Source organism: Corynebacterium ciconiae DSM 44920, assembly GCF_030440575.1.
Classification (GTDB): domain Bacteria; phylum Actinomycetota; class Actinomycetes; order Mycobacteriales; family Mycobacteriaceae; genus Corynebacterium; species Corynebacterium ciconiae.
The window spans coordinates 2,374,610-2,393,822 of the sequence record NZ_CP047189.1; the positions used below are offsets into that span (position 1 = coordinate 2,374,610).

Annotated in this window: 14 protein-coding genes; 7 read left to right on the forward strand and 7 right to left on the reverse strand. The window is 62.3% G+C overall.

Annotated features, from left to right (window positions below; translation table 11 throughout):
* From CCICO_RS10440 to CCICO_RS10455, 4 genes are read right to left on the reverse strand one after another with little or no spacing between them, the layout of a single operon-like run.
* Complete coding sequence (locus tag CCICO_RS10440) at window positions 1-498, reverse strand: hypothetical protein (protein WP_018019510.1); 498 nt, start codon at window positions 496-498, stop codon at window positions 1-3.
* A 58-nt stretch (window positions 499-556) separates the two neighbouring features.
* A complete protein-coding gene (locus tag CCICO_RS10445) occupies window positions 557-1,492 on the reverse strand; it encodes a G protein-coupled receptor family protein (RefSeq protein ID WP_156809839.1) in 936 nt (311 codons plus the stop codon).
* A 24-nt stretch (window positions 1,493-1,516) separates the two neighbouring features.
* The gene (gene hemB, locus CCICO_RS10450) at window positions 1,517-2,557 is read right to left on the reverse strand and encodes a porphobilinogen synthase (protein ID WP_018019512.1); all 1,041 of its coding nucleotides are present in this window, start codon (window positions 2,555-2,557) and stop codon (window positions 1,517-1,519) included.
* Between the two features lie 54 nt (window positions 2,558-2,611).
* Window positions 2,612-4,372 carry a uroporphyrinogen-III synthase gene (locus CCICO_RS10455; RefSeq protein WP_018019513.1) on the reverse strand — a complete coding sequence of 587 codons (1,761 nt, stop codon included), beginning with the start codon at window positions 4,370-4,372 and terminating at the stop codon, window positions 2,612-2,614.
* 338 nt (window positions 4,373-4,710) lie between these two features.
* On the opposite strand from CCICO_RS10455, the gene CCICO_RS10460 reads away from it, so the two are divergent.
* The 3 genes from CCICO_RS10460 (at window position 4,711) to CCICO_RS10470 (ending at window position 9,288) form a co-directional block, all read left to right on the forward strand.
* Complete coding sequence (locus CCICO_RS10460) at window positions 4,711-6,060, forward strand: glycosyltransferase 87 family protein (protein WP_018019514.1); 1,350 nt, start codon at window positions 4,711-4,713, stop codon at window positions 6,058-6,060.
* Window positions 6,061-6,099: 39 nt separating this feature from the next.
* Complete coding sequence (locus CCICO_RS10465) at window positions 6,100-7,539, forward strand: Na+/H+ antiporter family protein (RefSeq protein WP_018019515.1); 1,440 nt, start codon at window positions 6,100-6,102, stop codon at window positions 7,537-7,539.
* A gap of 312 nt (window positions 7,540-7,851) precedes the next feature.
* The gene (locus CCICO_RS10470; protein WP_018019516.1) at window positions 7,852-9,288 is read left to right on the forward strand and encodes an AI-2E family transporter; all 1,437 of its coding nucleotides are present in this window, start codon (window positions 7,852-7,854) and stop codon (window positions 9,286-9,288) included.
* Window positions 9,289-9,399: 111 nt separating this feature from the next.
* Here the strand turns inward: CCICO_RS10470 and CCICO_RS10475 are convergent, their stop codons facing one another.
* Together CCICO_RS10475 and CCICO_RS10480 are read right to left on the reverse strand one after the other, a co-directional pair.
* Window positions 9,400-9,984 (reverse strand): nucleosidase, encoded by a 585-nt coding sequence (locus CCICO_RS10475; protein WP_018019517.1) that lies wholly within the window; start codon window positions 9,982-9,984, stop codon window positions 9,400-9,402.
* Window positions 9,985-10,004: 20 nt separating this feature from the next.
* Window positions 10,005-11,147: an alpha-amylase family glycosyl hydrolase gene (locus CCICO_RS10480; RefSeq protein WP_018019518.1), complete on the reverse strand. Its 1,143-nt coding sequence runs from the start codon at window positions 11,145-11,147 to the stop codon at window positions 10,005-10,007.
* A gap of 178 nt (window positions 11,148-11,325) precedes the next feature.
* On the opposite strand from CCICO_RS10480, the gene CCICO_RS10485 reads away from it, so the two are divergent.
* From CCICO_RS10485 to CCICO_RS10500, 4 genes are all read left to right on the forward strand, one after another.
* Window positions 11,326-14,295 carry a (Fe-S)-binding protein gene (locus CCICO_RS10485; RefSeq protein WP_018019519.1) on the forward strand — a complete coding sequence of 990 codons (2,970 nt, stop codon included), beginning with the start codon at window positions 11,326-11,328 and terminating at the stop codon, window positions 14,293-14,295.
* A gap of 27 nt (window positions 14,296-14,322) precedes the next feature.
* The gene (locus CCICO_RS10490) at window positions 14,323-14,907 is read left to right on the forward strand and encodes an RBBP9/YdeN family alpha/beta hydrolase (protein ID WP_018019520.1); all 585 of its coding nucleotides are present in this window, start codon (window positions 14,323-14,325) and stop codon (window positions 14,905-14,907) included.
* 105 nt (window positions 14,908-15,012) lie between these two features.
* Window positions 15,013-16,281 carry a pyridoxal phosphate-dependent aminotransferase gene (locus tag CCICO_RS10495; protein WP_018019521.1) on the forward strand — a complete coding sequence of 423 codons (1,269 nt, stop codon included), beginning with the start codon at window positions 15,013-15,015 and terminating at the stop codon, window positions 16,279-16,281.
* Window positions 16,282-16,431: 150 nt separating this feature from the next.
* A complete protein-coding gene (locus tag CCICO_RS10500; RefSeq protein ID WP_018019522.1) occupies window positions 16,432-17,817 on the forward strand; it encodes a YibE/F family protein in 1,386 nt (461 codons plus the stop codon).
* Here CCICO_RS10500 and CCICO_RS10505 read toward each other — a convergent pair.
* Window positions 17,814-19,151: a UDP-glucose dehydrogenase family protein gene (locus tag CCICO_RS10505; protein ID WP_018019523.1), complete on the reverse strand. Its 1,338-nt coding sequence runs from the start codon at window positions 19,149-19,151 to the stop codon at window positions 17,814-17,816. The genes CCICO_RS10500 and CCICO_RS10505 overlap by 4 nt on opposite strands.
* Between the last annotated feature and the right edge of the window lie 62 nt (window positions 19,152-19,213).

Below are 19,213 nucleotides of genomic sequence, written 5' to 3' on the forward strand. Positions count from 1 at the left end.
TTATTCCTCGCTCTCGCGATTTGATGCGGACTGGGGATCAGATGGCTGCACGCTCGGTCCGGTGAGGGCGCTGCACTCGGCCATGTACTCGCTGGCCGTGGGGCGATAGATCGCTAGCCCGCCCAATGCCAGCATCATGGGGATCAGCCCGAAGGACAGTCCCACAAACCGGAACACGAAAGCGAGCACATCCACCACAATCACGCTGGCGAGGACGAAGAGCAGCCGCCGCCGCGCCCGCAACGATCCGGAGCGCAGCTGCGCGGCAAGCCCCGCAACGGCCAAACCTAAAACCATATTAAAGGCCCCGATGATGCGTTGATTGCGCACCACACTGGCCTGAAAATCCGCTGGTGCGTGGGAATCGCCCTGGTAGCCGGCGACGGTGACCACAAGCCCGGCGAGCAGCATCAGCGCCGCCCCGGCGAGCAGGAGGAAAAATCCCACCCGGATGCTGGCGGGAGCCGGTGGCTGTGGAGCCTGGGTGGGAGGTGTCATGGGGTTTGTCTTTCAACAGCACGAAGGAGGAAGCACAGCGCCATCGCAATGAGGGGGCTTAGGAGCGCTGGCTGGTGGAGGGCTCGATCCAGTCCTTGGACTCGGGCCGAGAAAAGAACACGAGACCAAGCACCGCCGCCACGCCCACCAGGATTTGCAAGGAGCCGTCGATGAGGAATTGCACCGAATTCGGATCCGACATCGGCGGCGGGGAGAAGAACACAAACAGCGCCCGGATGGTGAAGTAGATACCGAAGAAGGTGAGCAGCCGCTTCGCACTGGCAGCCTTGGGCCGTGCACGGGCAATCACCGACACCATCCATGCCACGATGCCAAGGATGGCGAAAGCAAGCAGCATAATGATCACGTAATAGCCGATGACCGCCATATTCAGCGCGGTGTCTCCCATGCTCTCGAGCTGCGATACCTGCTCGGAATCCATGGTGGAGATCACCTGGGAGGCCACCCCGCGGGGGTTGATGGCGGTAGTGATCACCAGCACCAGGTGGCGCAGCGCCTCGGCGATGATCAACGCCCACCACACCTTCACTGCGAGGGAGATCGCTTCAGGGCGTTTCTTCTCTTCACTCCCCTCACCGCCACCCGGCTGGCCACCTGGTCCGCGCGCTTCCCGAGCCGGCTGGGGTTCAGCGGCTGAGTCCCACGGGCGGGAGGGCCCGCGGTGCGGGGTGCGCGGAGAGCGCTTGGTGGAGCGATCAGGCTGCGGCGGAGTAGGGCTACGTTCTGGTTCCCCGAGTCCGCCTTGGCGCTCCGGTGGTTGGCTACCGGGGTTACCGGGGTTGCCGGGGTTGCCGGGGTTGCCGGGGTTGCCAAGGCTCCCGGGGCCTCCGGGATTGCCAGGCCCGGCCGCGCCGGCCGCGCCGGTCGGGCCGCTCGGTCCAGTCGGCCCGCCGAAACCGCCGGGGCTAGGCGGCCCCTGAGGGCTGCTGGGTGGTGGTGCTGAGGTTCGGTTGTGCACAACTGACCTATTCATGCTCTGTCGTATGGTGGTGAAGCCCTAGCCGCAGCGGCGGGCCAGGTCCACGGCGAAGTAGGTGAGGATCTGATCGGCGCCGGCGCGCTTGATCGATAGCGCAGATTCCATCATCACGGCATCGAGGTCGATCCAGCCGTTGCGTGCAGCGGCGTGAATCATGGAGTACTCGCCAGAAACTTGGTAGGCGGCCACTGGCACGTCGACGCGCTCCTTCACAGCGGATAGCACATCGAGATAAGGCAGGGCGGGTTTGACCATCACGAAGTCCGCGCCTTCTGCCACATCAAGATCTACTTCCAGCATGGACTCGCGGAAGTTTGCGGGATCCTGCTGATAGGTGCGGCGATCGCCTTGCAGCGAGGAGCCCACCGCATCGCGGAAGGGGCCAAAGAATGCGGACGCGTACTTGGCGGAGTAGGCCATGATGGCCACATCCTGATAGCCGGCGGTGTCCAGCGCCGCGCGGATCGCGGCGATCTGGCCGTCCATCATCCCGGAGGGGCTCACAATGTGCGCCCCAGCCTCGGCTTGGGCCACCGCCATCTGCTGATAGCACGGCAGCGTGGCGTCGTTATCCACCACGGTCTGGCCGAAGCGATCGGTGCTAAGCACCCCGCAGTGGCCGTGGTCGGTGAACTCATCAAGGCAGGTATCGGCCATCACCAGCACATCGTCGCCGAAGCGTTCACGCACGGCGCGCACACCCCGGTTGAGGATGCCCTCGGTGGCCCAACTCTGGGAGCCGTTGTGATCCTTATCTTCCTCCACGGGAACACCGAAGAGATCGATGCAGCGCACGCCCGCCTCGGCGGCCTCCTCCACGGCACGCAGCAAGGAGTCTTCCGTGTGTTGGTACACCCCCGGCATGGAGGAGATCTCATTTGGGGCGTCGATCTTATCGGCGATGAACATCGGCAAGATCAGATCGCTCGGGTGCAGGCGGGTCTCGGCCACGAGCTCACGCATGGCCACTGAGCTGCGCAGACGACGCGGGCGCCGAAGGAGTCCGGCATCGTAGTTGGCGTCGCGGGACCCAGCAGTATTCTCGGAAAACTCAGACATGCTTCCTACCTTAACGCGCGACAGCGCGCGGGGGACTACCCGCGCGCTTGTCTTTTATGTGGTCGTCTTCTTACGGCTGCGCCGCTTCTTTCTGGGCGGCGGCAGCTGGTCGGCGGCCCGCAGCTGGGCCACGTGATCGGCCAGCGCATCTACCACGTTGTGCACGCTGGCCTCCTCAGGCACCACATCCACTCGCAGCCCCAATTCCTTGGCGGTGGCAGCCGCCATGGGGCCAATGCAGGCAATGATGGTGCGCTGGTGCGGCTTACCGGCAATGCCCACTAGGTTACGGACGGTGGATGAGGAGGTGAAGCAGACTGCATCAAAACCGCCGGTTTTGATCATGTCGCGAATCTCCGCCGAGGGCGGGGCGGCGCGCACTGTCCGGTAGGCCACCACATCATCAACCTCCCAGAATTTCGCCTTCAAGCCGTCGACAAGCACATCGGTGGCAATATCGGCACGCGGCAGCAACACTCGGCCCACGGGGTCGAGATCCTCGTCGTATTCGGGGAAGACCTCCACCAAACCATGCGCGTTCTGGTGCTTCTCGTGCGGCATCAGCTCGGGGCTAATGCCCCACACGCGGATCGCGGCCGCGGTCTTGCGCCCCACGGCAGCAATGCGCACCCCCGCGAGATCGCGGGCGTCTAGGCCAAACTCTTGGAGCTTGGACCACAGCGCATCCACCGCGTTGACACTCGTCAGCACGATCCACTGGTAGCGGCCCTCGACGATGCCCTTGACTGCCCGCTCCATCTGAGCAGGGTTGCGCGGCGGCTCGAGCGAGATCGTGGGCACCTCTTGGGGAATGGCGCCATGGCTAGCCAAGCGGGTAGACATGTCCGCCGCCTGCGATTTCGCCCGCGGCACCAGCACCCGCCAACCGTAGAGGGGACGGGTTTCCCACCACGAGTACTTCGAGCGGGCATCCACGCCACGGCCGATCGTCACTACCAGCTGGCCCGGAAACTCCCCGTTGAGTTTGCCGAGGGTGTTCAGCTGGGTGTCGTGGGTGCGCTGCAGCCGGGTGGTGCCGTGCACCGTGACTGACACAGGAGTGTGAGGGGCCATGCCGCGCGCACTCAGCTCGGTGGCGATCGTCGGCAGATTATCTTGGGTGGCGGTGAGCACCAGCGGCTGTGGCGCCTCGGCCAGCTGATCCCAGTCCACATCCGTGGCCGCCACATCAGTTTCGGTGTAGGTAGAGCCCGTGGCGATACCGGCAAAGGAGGGCACCGTCGCCGGCAGCGACATTCCCGGCACTACCTGGAACTCGATTCCACGGTGGGCCACTTCGTTGATCTCCCGCAGGGTGTTGTCATTCGACAGCGGGTTGCCGGCCACCAGCCGGATCACGTCATGTCCGTGGCGCACCTTCTGCTCGAGCCAATCCACCACGGCGTGCACACTGGACTCGTCGGGAGTGTCCGGCGAGGTGGCGTCGATAATAGCGGAGACCTCAGTGATCTCACCCGCGCCGGGCTGCGGCGGCTTCGGCGGCTTGCGGCGCGCGCCCTTAGCCTTGGCGGCAGCGCAGGCAGCCTCATAATCGCTATTCCACTGATCGATCTTCTCCTGCGGCACGCTCAGCGACTGCCCCACGATATCGCGGACACCCTGCAGCACCACCTCGTCGACGAGCGCGTAGGTGGTGTGGCTCAGCACATCGCGTGCACGCACGGTGAGTAGCTCGGGGTTTCCGGGGCCGGCGCCGACGAAAAGAACGGTGGCGCTGTTCACCCCAGCAGCAGCCTCGCTAACGCGGGTCTGCTCACTAGCGCGATCGTCGGCCTGCAAGTCCTGAGCTGTCATCTACTTCTTTTCTTTTGGCGCGGCGGATGGGGAGGGAAACATCACGGGGTCGTTGGGACGTGAAATAACCCCTTCGACCGTTCGCGGGCCTAAAAAACGCGGTCCTTATCGGCGAAGAGGTTCGTCCACATGCTAGGTAAAGGGTAGAGCATGAATCCGCATGTGAAAAATCGCTTTATACCACGGCCACTCATGGGGCCATATACTGGGGTCCCCTCTGTGCCGTCACGCTTATCGACGCCACCCCGCGCACCCGCAGCCTACGGCCGGTGTCCCACCCGTGGCTTAATATAAGTGCCAGCCGTACGTTCGTGACACCACCTGAAGGTTGCCTGCCGATGTTCCCCTCTGCCGTCTCCCCTGCCGATCACGGCGCATCCCCTGCCGAGACCGCATCGAGCGCCCCGCACCACATCAGCTTTCTGCTGTGGCACAAGGTGGCGTTTGTGTTGATGGCAGTGGTCTCGCTCGTCTACACCTTCTTCAATGACTCAGGCCTGCGCTATCGCGTGGACTTGGAGGTCTACCGTGTGGGCGCTCAGCGGGTGCTCGATAGCCAAGAGCTCTACAGCGGGGCGTTTCAAATCACCCCGGATGTGTTTTTGCCCTTCACCTATCCGCCCATTTCCGCGCTGCTGTTTGTGCCGCTCACCGTGGGGCCGCACGATGTGGCCTCGATCCTGATGACCATCGCTAATATCGCGGTGCTCTTCTGCGTCACCCGAGTACTCATTAGCCGCTTCGCCGCCGTGGACTCCCCCACTGTGCTGTGGCTGAGCATCGCCACCACCGCCGTGCTCATTCCGATCGGCCCGATCTGGTCCACCATCACCTATGGCCAGGTGAATATCTTCCTCATGGCGCTGATCTTTGTAGACACCATGATTCTGCCGCGCCGCTGGCGCGGGTTCCTCACCGGCGCCGCCGTGGCCATCAAGCTCACCCCCGCTGTCTTTGGACTGTGGTTTTTGCTCCAGCGCGACTGGGCCTCGATTCTGCGCATGGGTGCGGGCACCGTGGGTCTCACCGGCTTGGCGTGGCTGATTTTGCCGCGGGATTCTCACACCTATTGGCTGGATACGCTCTCCTCCACCGGCCGCATCGGCAACATGGACTTTCCCGCGAACCAGTCCTTCAACGGCGCGCTCTGGCGGGCGGGGCTGCGCGACGCCAACTCGGGCTCTTGGCTGTGGCTGCTGCTGGTGGCAGTCACCCTCGTGGTGATAACGGCGCTCATGCTGCGACTGTTTCGCGCGCAGGCCCCCTTCGAGGCACTCGTGGCCAATAGCTTCATTGCCCTGCTCGCAAGCCCCGTGTCCTGGACCCACCACTGGGTCTGGATCCCGCTGCTGATCATCGCCGTCACCCTCCGCGTGACCAATCCCGCCACCATGGGGGGCTTCACCCCGCGGATGCGTTCCTTCTGGCAGATCTTCGCCGGCGCAGGGTTTTTGTGCTTCGTTCTCGAGCCGAAGGCCTTCACCCCTATTCCGGAGTACGGCGGGGAGTGGAACCTGTTCTGGCATGTGGTGGGCAATAGCTACCTGTGGTGGACGGTGGCCTGCATCGTGGTGCTGTGGGTGATGTACCAGCCGCAGCCCCATCACGGCCACACCGATCGCGATCACGCCGATCGCGATCACGCCGCGGAGCAGACCAGCCCCTCCGCGCGCCCCAACAAGGGGTAAATCCTAAGAAATAGATAAACATAATCTAAGATCAGTCGCGTGAATGCAGTATTAATCGCGGTCATTGTCATGCTGGTCTTGGCAGTGTGCCGCGTCCATGTCGTGCTGGCTCTATTCATCGGCGCCCTCGTGGGCGGACTCATCGGCGGCCTAGGGCTCGATGGCACCATGCTCGCCTTCCAAGACGGCCTCGCTGGCGGCGCCAGCATTGCGCTGAGCTATGCCCTCCTCGGCGCCTTCGCTATGGCCATTGCCAGTACTGGGCTGCCCAAGATGCTCGCCGACTGGATCATCACCAAGATGGACAGCTCGGCCGGCGAGGCCTCCGGACGTGCGGAAGCCACCACCAAGTGGGCGCTGATCCTCGGCATCTTCGCCATGGCGGTGATGTCGCAGAACCTGATCCCAGTGCACATTGCCTTTATTCCGCTGCTCATCCCGCCGCTGCTTAAGGTGTTCAACCGCCTCGGCCTCGACCGCCGAGCCGTGGCCACCACCCTCACCTTTGGTCTTGTGACCACCTACATGTTCCTGCCGGTGGGCTTCGGCAACATCTTCCTCAATGACATCCTGCTGGGCAATATCAACGATGCCGGGATGGATACCTCCGGCATCAACATCATGCAGGCCATGGGTATCCCGGCACTCGGCATGCTCACCGGTCTGCTCATTGCGCTGTTTGTCAGCTACCGCGCACCTCGCCACTACGAGGATGTACCGGTACTTGGCACGGCCTGCGCCGGGCAGGTTCACACCGAGACCTCCACCCCGGCTGGCGGCTCCACCGCTGCCCCGGCCGCAACCGAGGCGGAGGCCACCTCCACTACGGCCTCTCGTGCCAGCACTTATCAGATCGTGGTGGCACTGGTGGCGATCGTGGCCACCTTCGCCATCCAAGTGGTAATGCAGGCCATGGGCGCAGAATCCAACTCGCTACTGGTGGGCGCCCTAGTGGGCCTGTCCATCATCCTCATCACCGGCGCGGTGAAGTGGAACGAGGCCGATAATGTATTCACCGATGGCATGAAGATGATGGCCATTATCGGTTTCATCATGATCTCCGCCCAAGGGTTCGCCGCGGTGATGAAGGAAACTGGTCACGTAACCACCCTCGTGGAGGATGCCACTAATGCCTTTGGCAGCAACCAGGCCATTGCCGCGATCGTCATGCTGGCAGTGGGGCTCGTGGTGACCATGGGCATCGGCTCCTCCTTTTCCACCCTGCCGATCATCGCCACGATCTATGTGCCGCTGTGCATGGAGCTGGGTTTTTCCCCGCTGGCCACTGTGGCCATCATCGGCACCGCCGGCGCACTCGGTGATGCCGGCTCCCCCGCCTCGGACTCTACACTTGGCCCCACCGCCGGTTTGAACGCCGATGGCCAGCACGACCACATCCGCGACTCGGTGATTCCCACCTTCCTCCACTTCAACCTGCCGCTCATGGCCGCAGGGTGGATCGCCGCGATGATTCTCTAGTCCGACTCCACCGGATCCCATTTCCCGCCCCGCCCGCCGCATCACGAAGACAGCGGTGCGCTGCGGGAAGTGCGGTTGCTCACTATTCAACGAGGCTTCGCGTCTTTCACACATACTGCCCGCTGCATTTAGCGTTGAGCTCACCTAATCCTTAGAATGTGTCTTACGCTGCTCCCATTCCCACCAGATGGGACGTCTTGTGATTACTCTGAGCAGCCTTTTTATTCCCTTCACTCGGCGTATGAGCCGAGTTTTCGCGGCGCGGGCGGACTACCTACTTCCAGCGCTGTGATTCACTGCGAAAGAGATGCAATGAACGATAAACCCCTAGATGGCCTCGAAGAGGTCACCGACACCGTCCGCGACGTGGAAAACGGTCCGCGTCACGCGGCCGCCCAGTCGCAGCAGGAACAGCCAACCCACTCCGGGTCCACTGCGGCCGAGCGCGCTACCGACACTTCGGCGGCCAACCCCGGCCCTGCCCCGCTGAAGAACGGCGGCGAGGAGTCGAGCCCCCAGGTGGATCGTGGGGCGATCCTCGGCGCCGATGGGCGTTGGCTGGCAGGCTGGGCCCTGCGCTTTGTGATTCTCGTGATCGCCGGCGCTCTGTTGTGGTTCGGTCTGGCCAAGATCTGGGTCGGTTTGCTTCCGATCCTGCTCGCCATCTTGGTGTGCACCGTGCTGTGGCCGCCGGTGCGCTGGCTGCGCAGCAAGAAGGTGCCCGCTGGGTTGTCTTCGCTGCTGGTGATTCTGGGATTCTTCGCCATCTTCGGCGGAGTTATCGCCGCTATCGCCCCCAGCATCACCTCGCAGAGCCAGGTGCTATGGAAAGAAGCGCGCCGCGGCGCCGATCAGCTCATTGACTGGGTCCAAGGCCCGCCGCTGAATTTAAAGCTCGAGCAGTTCAACGGGCTGATGGATCAGGTGACCGCGAAGCTGCAGCAGCAGTCCAGCCAAATCACCTCGGGCGTGTTCACTGGCTTGTCTGCGGCCTCCTCGATGGCGGTGACCTTCGCCGTGATGCTCGTGCTCACCTTCTTCTTCCTCAAGGATGGCACCGGCTTCCTGCCCTTTGTGCGCCGCTACGCCGGCCATAACGCCGGATGGCACTTGAGCGAGGTCCTCACCCGAACCTGGAATACCTTGGCGGGCTTCATCCGCGCCCAGGCCATCGTGTCCTTGGTGGACGCCGTGCTCATCGGCGCCGGACTGCTCGTGCTGCAGGTGCCGCTGGCTTTGGCTCTGGCCACCATCACCTTCTTCGCCGGGTTCATTCCCATCGTGGGTGCGATCTCTGCGGGCACAATCGCCGTGCTCATCGCGCTGGTGTCCAATGGTGTGGGTACTGCCATCGCGGTGCTGGCTCTCATCATCATCGTGCAGCAGCTAGAGGGCAATGTGCTCTCCCCGATCCTGCAGTCCAAGGCCATGAACCTGCACCCCGTGATTGTGCTGTTGTCGGTGACTGTTGGTTCCACCCTCTTCGGCATTATCGGCGCCTTCTTGGCTGTGCCGGTGGCCGCCACCCTCGCGGTGTGGCTGCGCTACCACTCTGACCTGGTGGCGCTGCGCGCCGGCGAAATCACTGCCGATGATATTGAGATCGCCACTGCCAAGGGCGATCAGTCCTCGGAAGGCATGCAAAGCTTCGAGACTATCCGCCAGAAAATGCTCGCCCTAGGCATCCGGAAGGAAGCAACCCTGAAGTCCACCAAGGAGGCCAAGAAGGCCCAGGACGAAGACGATTAGCCTTCCCCCAACGTAAAAACACGCCACGCACCGACACACGGATCACGGATCCGGCGGTGCGTGGCGTTTCTCTTGCGCTAGGGGTGGTGCTACCCCTAGCGCAACTGATGCCTAGAGGTAATCCCCCACCACAGCGGCAATCTCCTTGGCACTGCGGTCTACCACCTCAAACCACGTGGTGGCGGCATTTTCGTCTGCGGAGTCGCTGACCTGCTTGATGAGAGTGATGGGAATATCGAAGAAACGGGCGGCCTCCACAAAAGCCACACCCTCCATGTCCACGAGCTCGGCGTGGTGGCCGAGCCGAGCGCGCGTCTCGGAATCCCGAATGAAGCTATCGCCGGTGGCTAGGCCCGCCGCAGGCAGCGGCCCGATCTTCTCCAGCTCATAGGGCTCGCCCCAGCCGCGGCCCGTGGCATCTTCGAAGACGTCCCGATCTAAGTCGTGCTTAAACACGCTCGCGACCTCAAACACGCCCGACACACCGTCTTTGAGGCCTCCTGCCGTGCCAATGTTGATGATGCGCGAGGGTGTGCGCCCTTCGGCACGGGCCTCGGCCAGCAGGGCGGTGAGCTTAATGGCGGCGGCGAGAGTGCCGATTCCGGTGATAAGTACCGGCACATCATCGGGCAGGTAGGCGGCTTCCTCTTTCGTTGCAGAGACGATGAGCGGCCGAGAATCCACGATCTGAGTCATAGCCTCGGAGTCTAGCAAGACTAGAGCCCCACAGATTCGCCGTCGATCTCTGCCCGCGGCGGATCCAGCTCCACGCGCACATCCATGCTGTTGTGCTCGTCATATACTCGGTAGGCCAGCACCGCATTATCGATCTCAGTGATCTCGACCTGGGCGTCCTTGAGCCAAGGGTGAGCGCGCCTGCGCTCGCCGAGACGGCGGTGCAGTTGGTAGATCCAATCGCCAATATCGTGCAGCTCCTCCGGCGAGCCGGGAAAGGTGGGGCGCACGCTATCGTCGCCACCCAGCTTCTCCTCTTTCACTCCGGTGAAACCCTGCTCGTCGCCGTAGTAAATGGCGGGGATTCCAGGCAGGGTGTAGAGCATCACAGCGGCGATGGCAGCACCGTGTTCGCCCACCTGGCTGGCGATGCGAGTGGTGTCGTGATTGCCCACGAAGGTCAGCGGGGTGAAGCTGAGCTCGGCGTTGCGGCTTAAGGTCCACTCCAGTTCGTAGAAGTTGTGATCCTTAATGGAGCTCCAGATGGCTTTCCACAGCTCGTATTGGGTGATCGAGTCTAGGTGTGCCCGAGCCACATAGTCGTTGTAATCACCGTGGATCATCTCCCCCACGAACCAAGCGTGGGGGAAGCGCTCGCGCACCCGAGTGGTCACCCGCGCGAAAAACTCGGGGTCAGTGGCGTAGACGGCGTCTAGGCGCCACCCAGAAATCCCCCGCTCAAGCCAGTGGCACATCACGTTGACCACGTAGTCTTCCACCTCGGATGAGCTGTGGTCGAGCTCCAGCAGATCGCCGTGTCCCTCGAAATCGCCGCCGCTGACGTGCCCCGCTGCTGCCAGCTCGTGGCTGTCGGCCACGTGGTTAAACACCCCATCGAGCACGAGATCGAGGTTCTTCTCTCGGCACACACTGACGAGATGATCGAAGTCCTCGTCCGTGCCAAGCCGAGTGTCGATCGTGAAGTGATCGATGGTGTCATAGCCGTGGGTAGCGGACTCAAAGATCGGGTTCAGTAAAATGGTGTCCGCGCCGATTTCGGCCGCGTAATCCAGCCAGTTGCAGATATGACGCAGCCGCGGGGTGGTCTCGCGCTCGCCCTCGCTAGGGCGCACAGGCGCACCGGTGAATCCGAGCGGATAGATCTGCCAAATGATGTTGGGCATGGCTACTTCTTCGTGTCCTTCACTATCGATTGAGTGTGAAAAGCGGTGTCCGCATTCCAGCTTAGTGAGTTCCGCCGCTCAGTCTGGCCGTATTGCTTAGGCGGTGCTGACAACCGCGAGGTGGCGTCGTAAAGCTAAAATGCGAGGGACTATTGCCGAAGCTGAACGGGAACAAAACATGACTACCCTTCTGGGGATCGCGGGCGTCGTGCTGTCCTTGCCCGCATGGGCAGTGTTTCTCCACGGGTGCTGGCGCATTGTTCGCTTCGTTTCCCGTGGCACGCCCACCACCACCCGCACCGATCGTCCCTTTAGCCGCGCCGGGCAGGTGCTGCGCAAGGTGTTTGGGCACTCAGAGATGATGCCCAAACCGGCGGTGGCGATCGCCCACTGGTTGGTGATGGTGGGGTTTTTGTTTGGCGTAGTGGTGTGGTTTGAAGCTTATATCCAAACCTTCAACCCCTCCGGCGGATGGCCATGGCTGCATGAGCTCCACGTGTATCGGCTCCTCGAAGAAGTTCTGGGGCTGGGCACAGTGATGGGCATTGTGTTTCTCATCAGCGTCCGGTTGCGGGTGGGCCGCAATAATCGCGTCGATCGCTTCTACGGTTCCAATGCTCGGGCTGCCCATTTCGTGGAAGCAGTGGTGTTTCTTGAAGGGCTCGGGATTCTGCTGGTTAAGGCCGGTGCGATCGCCACCTACGGCGGCTACTCTCCGTGGACGGACTGGATCACCGGCCTCATCGCCCAACTTCTGCCCGCCTCACCGCTTATGGTCAGCGGTTTCGCCCTGTTCAAGCTGCTCACCGGTATGGCGTGGCTGATTGTGGTGGGCCGCAATCTGCATTGGGGGGTGTCGTGGCACCGCATCCTCGCGTTCTTCAACCTGTTTCTCACACGCAACTATGATGGTAGCTCCTCGCTGGGGGCTCTCACCCCGCTCATGGACGGGCCGCGGCCACTGCGGCTCGCTGATCTCGAACAGAGCCCCCCAGAGCGTCTCGGCACCGGCACCGTGCAAGATGCCTCCTGGAAGATGCTGCTGGATTCGGCCACCTGCACCGAGTGCGGCCGCTGCCAGGACGTATGCCCAGCGTGGAACACCGAGAAGCCCCTCTCGCCGAAACTACTAATGATGTCGCTTCGCGACGCCGCCCTCGAGGCCGATCTGGCCCCGCAAACCAGCCATGAAGGCGTGGATGTGCTCAAGCTTGTGGGCGCCAACCAGGCTGTGAGCGAGGATGTGCTGTGGTCCTGCACTAACTGTGGTGCCTGCGTGGAGCAGTGCCCGGTAGATATCGAGCACATTGATCACGTGGCCAATCTGCGCCGCTACCAGGTGCTCGAGGAATCCGCGTTCCCATCGGAGCTGACTGGCCTATTCAAGAACTTGGAAAACAAGGGCAACCCGTGGGGCCGCAACGCCCGCGATCGGCGTGCCTGGATCGAACGCGCCCGCAAAGACGGCATCGAGGTTCCGATCTTTGGCGAGGACATCACCGATTTCTGCGACACCGAATACCTGCTGTGGGTGGGCTGCGCCGGCTCCTTGGACGAGGACGGTGTGGCTACCTCTCGCGCGATCGTGGAACTACTCCACACCGCTGGGGTGAAGTTCGCAGTACTCGCCCACGATGAAACCTGCACGGGTGATCCTGCACGCCGCGCTGGCAATGAGCTGCTTTTCCAAACCCTCGCCGAGCAGAACGTGGCCACCTTAAACCAGGTGTTTGATGGGGTGCCGCCGCGCCAGCGCAGGATCATCACCAGCTGTGCCCATTGCTTCAACACGCTGCGTAACGAGTACCCGGACTTCGACGGCCACTATGACGTGCTCCACCACACCCAGCTGCTCAATCGCTTGGTTCGTGACAAGCTCATCACCCCCGTGCCTCGCGGGCCCGAGAATCGCCGCCCGCTCACCTACCACGACCCCTGCTTCCTCGGCCGCCACAACAAGGTCTTTGACCCACCGCGCGCACTGCTCGCCTCCACCGGAATGGAGCTGCGGGAGATGCCCCGTAACCGTGACGAGGGTTTCTGTTGCGGCGCCGGTGGCGCCCGGATGTTCATGGAGGAAAGCATTGGCCAGCGCATCAGCGATAACCGCGCAGCCGAGGCTGTAGCCACAGGCGCCGAGACCATCGCCGTGGGCTGCCCCTTCTGTAACACCATGCTGGGCGCTGGGGTGAAATCTACCGCCGCACACAGCGCCGCCAAGGAAGGCTCCGCGAGTACCGCCACTCCTGTGATTAAGGACGTGGCGCAGCTGATGCGCGATTCCATCATGGTCGACGGCGCCCTTCCGCCAGCACGCCCGAAAACCTTCCTCGAGCGCCCCGCCCGCGTGGCCGCCCCGCGTTCTGCCGCCGCGAACGCCCCCGTGCCCGGCCCAGAATCCCACGCCGCCGACAAGGCTGCCGCCCACCGCGCCCCTGCGACCCCGGCAGCTCCGGCAGCACCGGCAGCACCGGCAGCACCGGCAGCACCGGCAGCACCGGCGCCGAGCATACCCACTCCAACAACCCCCAAGCCCGCAACGCCGCAACCCGCAGTGCCCAAGCCTGCAACGCCGACCGCAGCGGTACCCTCGCCAGCAGTACCACAGCCCGAGGCGCCGAAACCCGCTGCCCCAAAGGCAGCGGTACCGACTCCTGTAACCCCCAAGCCCGCAACGCCACAAGCCGCAGCGCCAAAGGCCGCAGCGCCAAAGGCCGCAGCCCCAAAGGCAGCGGTTCCCACGCCTGCAGCCCCGAAGCCGGCAACGCCACAAGCCGCAACCCCCAAGGCGGCAGTACCAACTCCTGCATCACCCAAGCCGGCAGTGCCGAAACCCGCCACGCCTAAGGTAGCGGTACCGACTCCTGTAGCCCCGAAGCCGGCAACGCCGCAAGCGGCAACCCCTAAGCCAGTCGTACCGACGCCTGCATCACCCAAGCCGGCGGTGCCGAAACCCGCCACATCCAAGGCAGCAGTACCCACCCCAACGTCGCCGAAGTCCACAACCCCCACCCCAGCAACGCCTACCCCAGCAACGCCTACTCCCACGGCACCCACCCCGAAGGCTGCGTCGCCGAAGAAGGTTGCGCGCGAGGAGGCGTCGACAAGCACAGATGAGCAAGCTAGCGACACCGACTCGCGGACATAGCCGAAGCGGCTGGGTACAGTCGGTGGCATGTCGCTCGAAACAGCCCAGCCGGTTGCCCCCATCCGTTCGGTGTACGCCATACATGGCTTCCATAGTTCGCCGCAGAAACGCCTGTTTCAGTGGCTGAAGCTGGAGGCCATCACGCGGGGCGCCGCGCTGGAGGCCGTGGAGCTGCCCTGCCCTGATGCGCCGGTCGCGCGCCACTGGCAGGATGCGCTAGATCGTCAACTTCCGGAGCTCGACACCACGACGGGGCTGGTGACCCACTCGCTCGGTGGGATCACAGCGCTGCGCTATCTCACTCGTGACACCTCCGAGTGGTCGCTCGGCACTCTGGTGTTGGTTGCTCCTTTCGCCAGCACTTATGCGGGTATGCCGGAGGAGATTCGTGCTTTTTGCGAGGACGTGGATTGGGACACTATCCGTTCCCGCACCGCCTCGATCTCTGTGATTCGTTCCGATAATGACACTCTTGTTCCTGCCACAGCCAGCGATCACGTGGCAGAGAAACTTGGCGTGGAACCCATCATTGTGGCTGGTAAGGGTCATTTTCGGGATAGTGAGAACGTGGTGCAGGTGCCCGAAATCCGCGATGCAGTGTTCGGCTCCTAAACGCGGCACGCTTATCGACGCCATCCTCTACCACCGCCCCCGCCCCCGCCCACGGACATTGCCTCGACACTTTCCTGCATCGACAGCCGGTGGCATGATGGAGAAATGAGCAATGACACCCATCAGCCTCGCGGCGAGCGTCGAGCAGACGTGCCGCGCCGCGAGTTCGACCAGTCCGAGAAACTCAAAGACGTTCTATATGAGATTCGCGGTCCGGTGGCGGCGGAGGCCGAGCGCCTCGAGATGGATGGTCACCGCATCCTGAAGCTCAACACCGGCAACCCTGCAGTGTTTGGCTTTGAAGCCCCGGACGTGATCATGCGCGATATGATTGCTGCGCTGCCCAGTGCCCAAGGCTATTCCACCTCCAAGGGCGTGATCCCGGCGCGGCGTGCGATCGTGACGCGCTATGAGATGATCCACGGCTTCCCCGAATTTGATGTGGACGATGTGTATTTGGGCAATGGTGTATCCGAGCTGATCACCATGACCACCCAGGCGCTGCTGAACGATGGCGACGAAGTACTCATCCCCCGCCCGGATTATCCCTTGTGGACAGCCGCTACGTCCCTCGCCGGCGGCACCCCGGTGCACTATCTTTGTGATGAGGACAACGAGTGGCAGCCCTCGATCGAGGACATCGAGTCAAAGATCACCGACAAGACAAAAGCGATTGTGGTGATTAACCCGAACAACCCCACGGGTGCTGTGTACTCCCGCGAGGTGTTGAACAAAATCGCAGATATCGCCCGTAAGCACCAATTGCTGGTGTTGGCCGATGAGATTTACGATCGCATTCTCTACGATGACGCCCAGCACATCTCCATTGCGTCGCTCTGCCCAGATCTTTTGTGCATCACCTACAACGGTCTGTCCAAGGCCTACCGGGTTGCAGGGTATCGAGCTGGCTGGATGGTGCTCACTGGCCCGAAGGACCACGCCGAAGGCTTCATTGAGGGCCTCGATCTACTGGCTGGTACGCGCCTTTGCCCCAACGTTCCCGCCCAGCACGCAATCCAGGTGGCTTTGGGGGGTCGTCAATCCATCTACTCGCTCACTGCAGAAGGCGGGCGGTTGCTGCGCCAGCGCAATGTGGCCTATGAGAAGCTCAATGAGATTCCGGGTATCTCCGTGGTCAAGCCGATGGGTGCGCTCTACGCGTTTCCAAAGATTGACCGCAATGTCTATGACATTCACGATGACACCAAGTTGATGCTCGATCTGCTGCGCAAGGAAAAAATCCTGATGGTTCAGGGTACTGGATTCAATTGGCCGGAGCCCGACCACTTCCGCGTAGTGACACTCCCATGGCCCAGCGATCTCGCAGAGGCTATTGATCGCCTCGGTAACTTCCTGGCCAGCTACAAGCAATAGTGTTGGGCACTAGCTTCATCCACAAAGACTCACCCGCATTCCTCTTTTCATGGGCTTAAGGTGCGGGTGAGCCTTTGTTTGTGGGCTGAGGCTGCGCTGCGACGATGCGGGGGTTATTTCCCGCCTCGCACACAGGTAGTCTTTTCGTTTATGGGCAGACATTCGCAGCACTCGGAATCCACGCAGCCAGACAATAGCGCCGGCGCCTCGGCACAGCTGAGTGTGGCCCAGAAGATCCTCGCTGGGGCTTTGGCACTGGCGGGGCTTTTAACCGTGATCGGCACCGTGTGGCTGTGGCCTTCCTCCGAGGAACCACATATCGCCGAAGGGTTTAGCCTTTCCGTTCCTTTGGCGCATAAGCAGGTCGACGGCACCGTGGCCGTCGTGCAAGAAGGTGCCTGCGATTCCCCCAGCTCGGGCCAAGTGTTCGAAACCGCCCCTGCGGCCGCTCCCTCCGCCGCAGCAGCTGCTCCACCCGCGGCGGCACCAAGCAACCCCGCCGCTGCGCCACCCGCTGCGCCACCCGCTTCAGCCGGCGCAGCTGGCAGCCCAACAGAGCCAGACCGGACGTGCACGCACTCGATTGTGGATCTCACCTCGGGTGATGACGCTGGCATGCGCACGCTTCTGATCACCAACAATCTGCCTGGTGACCCCGAGCTCAAGGTAGGCGATCACATTCGCATGCTGGTCAATGACACCCCCGATGGCGGCACCCAGTACGCGTTTTCTGATTTTCAGCGCGGCACCCCGATTACTGTCTGGATGGTGCTTACCGCCTTGGGCATCGTGCTCATCGGTGGGTGGCGCGGCATGCGTGCACTTGTGGGTTTGGGGGTGACTCTCGCGGGGATCGCCGGATTCCTGCTCCCCAGCTTGCTGCGTGGTGGAGACCCACTGTGGCTATCGGTGGTCACCGGCTCCCTCGTCCTGTTCATCGTGATCTATCTGGTTCACGGGCTGAACTGGAAGTCCTCCGCGGCGCTGGCTGGAACGATCGCGGCGCTACTTATTGCGGCACTTCTGGGCCGCTATGCGATTAGCACCACGGGTATCCGAGGTTTGGGCGATGAGGACAATCTCTTGATTCAGCTTTATCTGCCTGATGTGACCGTTCCGGGGTTGATGCTCTGTGGCTTCATCATTGGCGCACTGGGGGTGCTCAATGATGTCACCATCGCGCAGGCCTCGACGGTCAATGAGCTCTATGAGCTTAACCCGCGTAGCACCCCTTGGGAGGTCTTCACCTCAGCCATGCGAGTGGGACGCGACCACATTGCCTCCATGGTCTACACCTTGGTGTTGTCCTACACGGGTGCGGCGCTACCGCTTTTGCTGCTGCTCTCCGTGGCTGATCGGCCTTTGAGCAACACGCTCACCTCGGACATCATGGCCACCGAGCTCATGCGCTCTGCCGTGGGTGCGCTGGCACTGTGTCTGGCTGTACCAATCACCACCGCTATTGCGGCTGTGACCGTGGGCCCCACAGCGAACACCGAGAACAACCCTAGCGGGCGAGCATTCGACGGCGTTTAAGACGAGCTGGGTTCCAGACTAGGGCGCCCCAGCGCATGTACACTCCACCCTGCGGCCAGCCACGCCTGCCGATCAATCACATTACGCCCGTCGACTACTCGGGGAGTACGCACCATCGTCGCAGCCTCGCTGGGATCAAGCTCGAGGAACTCCGGCCACTCGGTCGCCACCACGACGCAATCGGCCCCGCTAAGCACCTCTTGGGTATCGGTTGCGTAGTGCAGCGTGGGGAAGATCGCACGGGCATTGTCCATGGCTTGAGGATCGTAAACGCTTACCTCAGCCCCACCGAGAGACAGCGCACCGGCTACCGCAAGCGATGGAGAGTCACGCACATCATCACTATGGGGTTTGAAAGCGCAGCCGAGCACCGCAATGTTCTGTCCGATTAATGAACCTCCGCACACGCTTTTGACCACCTGCACAAGGTGATCACGGCGGCGCATATTGATGGCGTCCACCTCCCTAAGGAAGGTGAGTGCCTCATTAGCTCCCAGCTCTCCGGCGCGAGCCATGAATGCCCGTATATCTTTCGGCAAACAACCTCCGCCAAAGCCTAGTCCAGCATTCAAAAAACGCCGACCAATGCGCTTATCGTGGCCAAGGGCATCGGCCACCGCAGTGACGTCTGCCCCCGCGGCTTCACATACCTCGGACACCGCATTGATAAACGAGATCTTGGTAGCAAGAAAAGCGTTAGCTGCCACCTTCACCAGCTCCGCTGTGGCGAGATCCGTCACGATCATTGGAGTACCCGCCGCGAGAGCCTGGGCGTAGAGTTTCTCCACCACTTCTCGTGCTGGGGAGCTGGGCTGGGAGATGCCCAACACGATGCGGTCCGGGGTGATGGTGTCCTGTACCGCATAGCCTTCCCGCAAAAACTCCGGATTCCAGCACACCTCCACGTTGGCCCGATCCCCAGCCAGCTCATCCACCATCGCCTGCAGGTGCGCGGCCGTTCCTACCGGCACAGTTGATTTGCCGATGACCACGTGGTCTCCCTCGAGATGCGGCACTAGTGCACGTAGTACCTGCTCCACCGCGGACGTATCAGCAGCAAACGAGCCTTTGGCCTGTGGGGTACCTACCGCAATGAAATGGACCGTGGCGCGCGCAGCAACACTGATGTCAGTCGTAAACACAAGCCGACCGTTATCCATGGCCCGCCGGAGAATAGGCCCCAGCCCAGGCTCGTAGAAGGGGGTTGTACCGGCAGATAGGGCCGCAATTTTAGCCTCGTCGATATCCACACCAACAACAGAAAAGCCTAGTTCCGCCATGCAGGCTGCATGCGTTGCCCCGAGATAACCGGTGCCCAGTACTGAGATGTCCATGAATGTCATTCCTAGCCCAGAGGAGTAAACCGCAGCTAACGGGGTACTAGCCTGCACATGAA

Bases quoted from the DNA above. Each gene is read 5' to 3' on its own strand.
- CCICO_RS10445 (WP_156809839.1), bottom strand. From the start codon at position 1,492: ATGAATAGGTCAGTTGTGCACAACCGAACCTCAGCACCACCACCCAGC.
- CCICO_RS10495 (WP_018019521.1), top strand. From the start codon at position 15,013: ATGAGCAATGACACCCATCAGCCTCGCGGCGAGCGTCGAGCAGACGTG.
- CCICO_RS10480 (WP_018019518.1), bottom strand. From the start codon at position 11,147: ATGCCCAACATCATTTGGCAGATCTATCCGCTCGGATTCACCGGTGCG.
- CCICO_RS10460 (WP_018019514.1), top strand. From the start codon at position 4,711: ATGTTCCCCTCTGCCGTCTCCCCTGCCGATCACGGCGCATCCCCTGCC.
- CCICO_RS10470 (WP_018019516.1), top strand. From the start codon at position 7,852: ATGAACGATAAACCCCTAGATGGCCTCGAAGAGGTCACCGACACCGTC.
- CCICO_RS10440 (WP_018019510.1), bottom strand. From the start codon at position 498: ATGACACCTCCCACCCAGGCTCCACAGCCACCGGCTCCCGCCAGCATC.
- CCICO_RS10505 (WP_018019523.1), bottom strand. From the start codon at position 19,151: ATGGACATCTCAGTACTGGGCACCGGTTATCTCGGGGCAACGCATGCA.
- CCICO_RS10500 (WP_018019522.1), top strand. From the start codon at position 16,432: ATGGGCAGACATTCGCAGCACTCGGAATCCACGCAGCCAGACAATAGC.
- CCICO_RS10455 (WP_018019513.1), bottom strand. From the start codon at position 4,372: ATGACAGCTCAGGACTTGCAGGCCGACGATCGCGCTAGTGAGCAGACC.
- hemB (WP_018019512.1), bottom strand. From the start codon at position 2,557: ATGTCTGAGTTTTCCGAGAATACTGCTGGGTCCCGCGACGCCAACTAC.
- CCICO_RS10485 (WP_018019519.1), top strand. From the start codon at position 11,326: ATGACTACCCTTCTGGGGATCGCGGGCGTCGTGCTGTCCTTGCCCGCA.
- CCICO_RS10490 (WP_018019520.1), top strand. From the start codon at position 14,323: ATGTCGCTCGAAACAGCCCAGCCGGTTGCCCCCATCCGTTCGGTGTAC.
- CCICO_RS10475 (WP_018019517.1), bottom strand. From the start codon at position 9,984: ATGACTCAGATCGTGGATTCTCGGCCGCTCATCGTCTCTGCAACGAAA.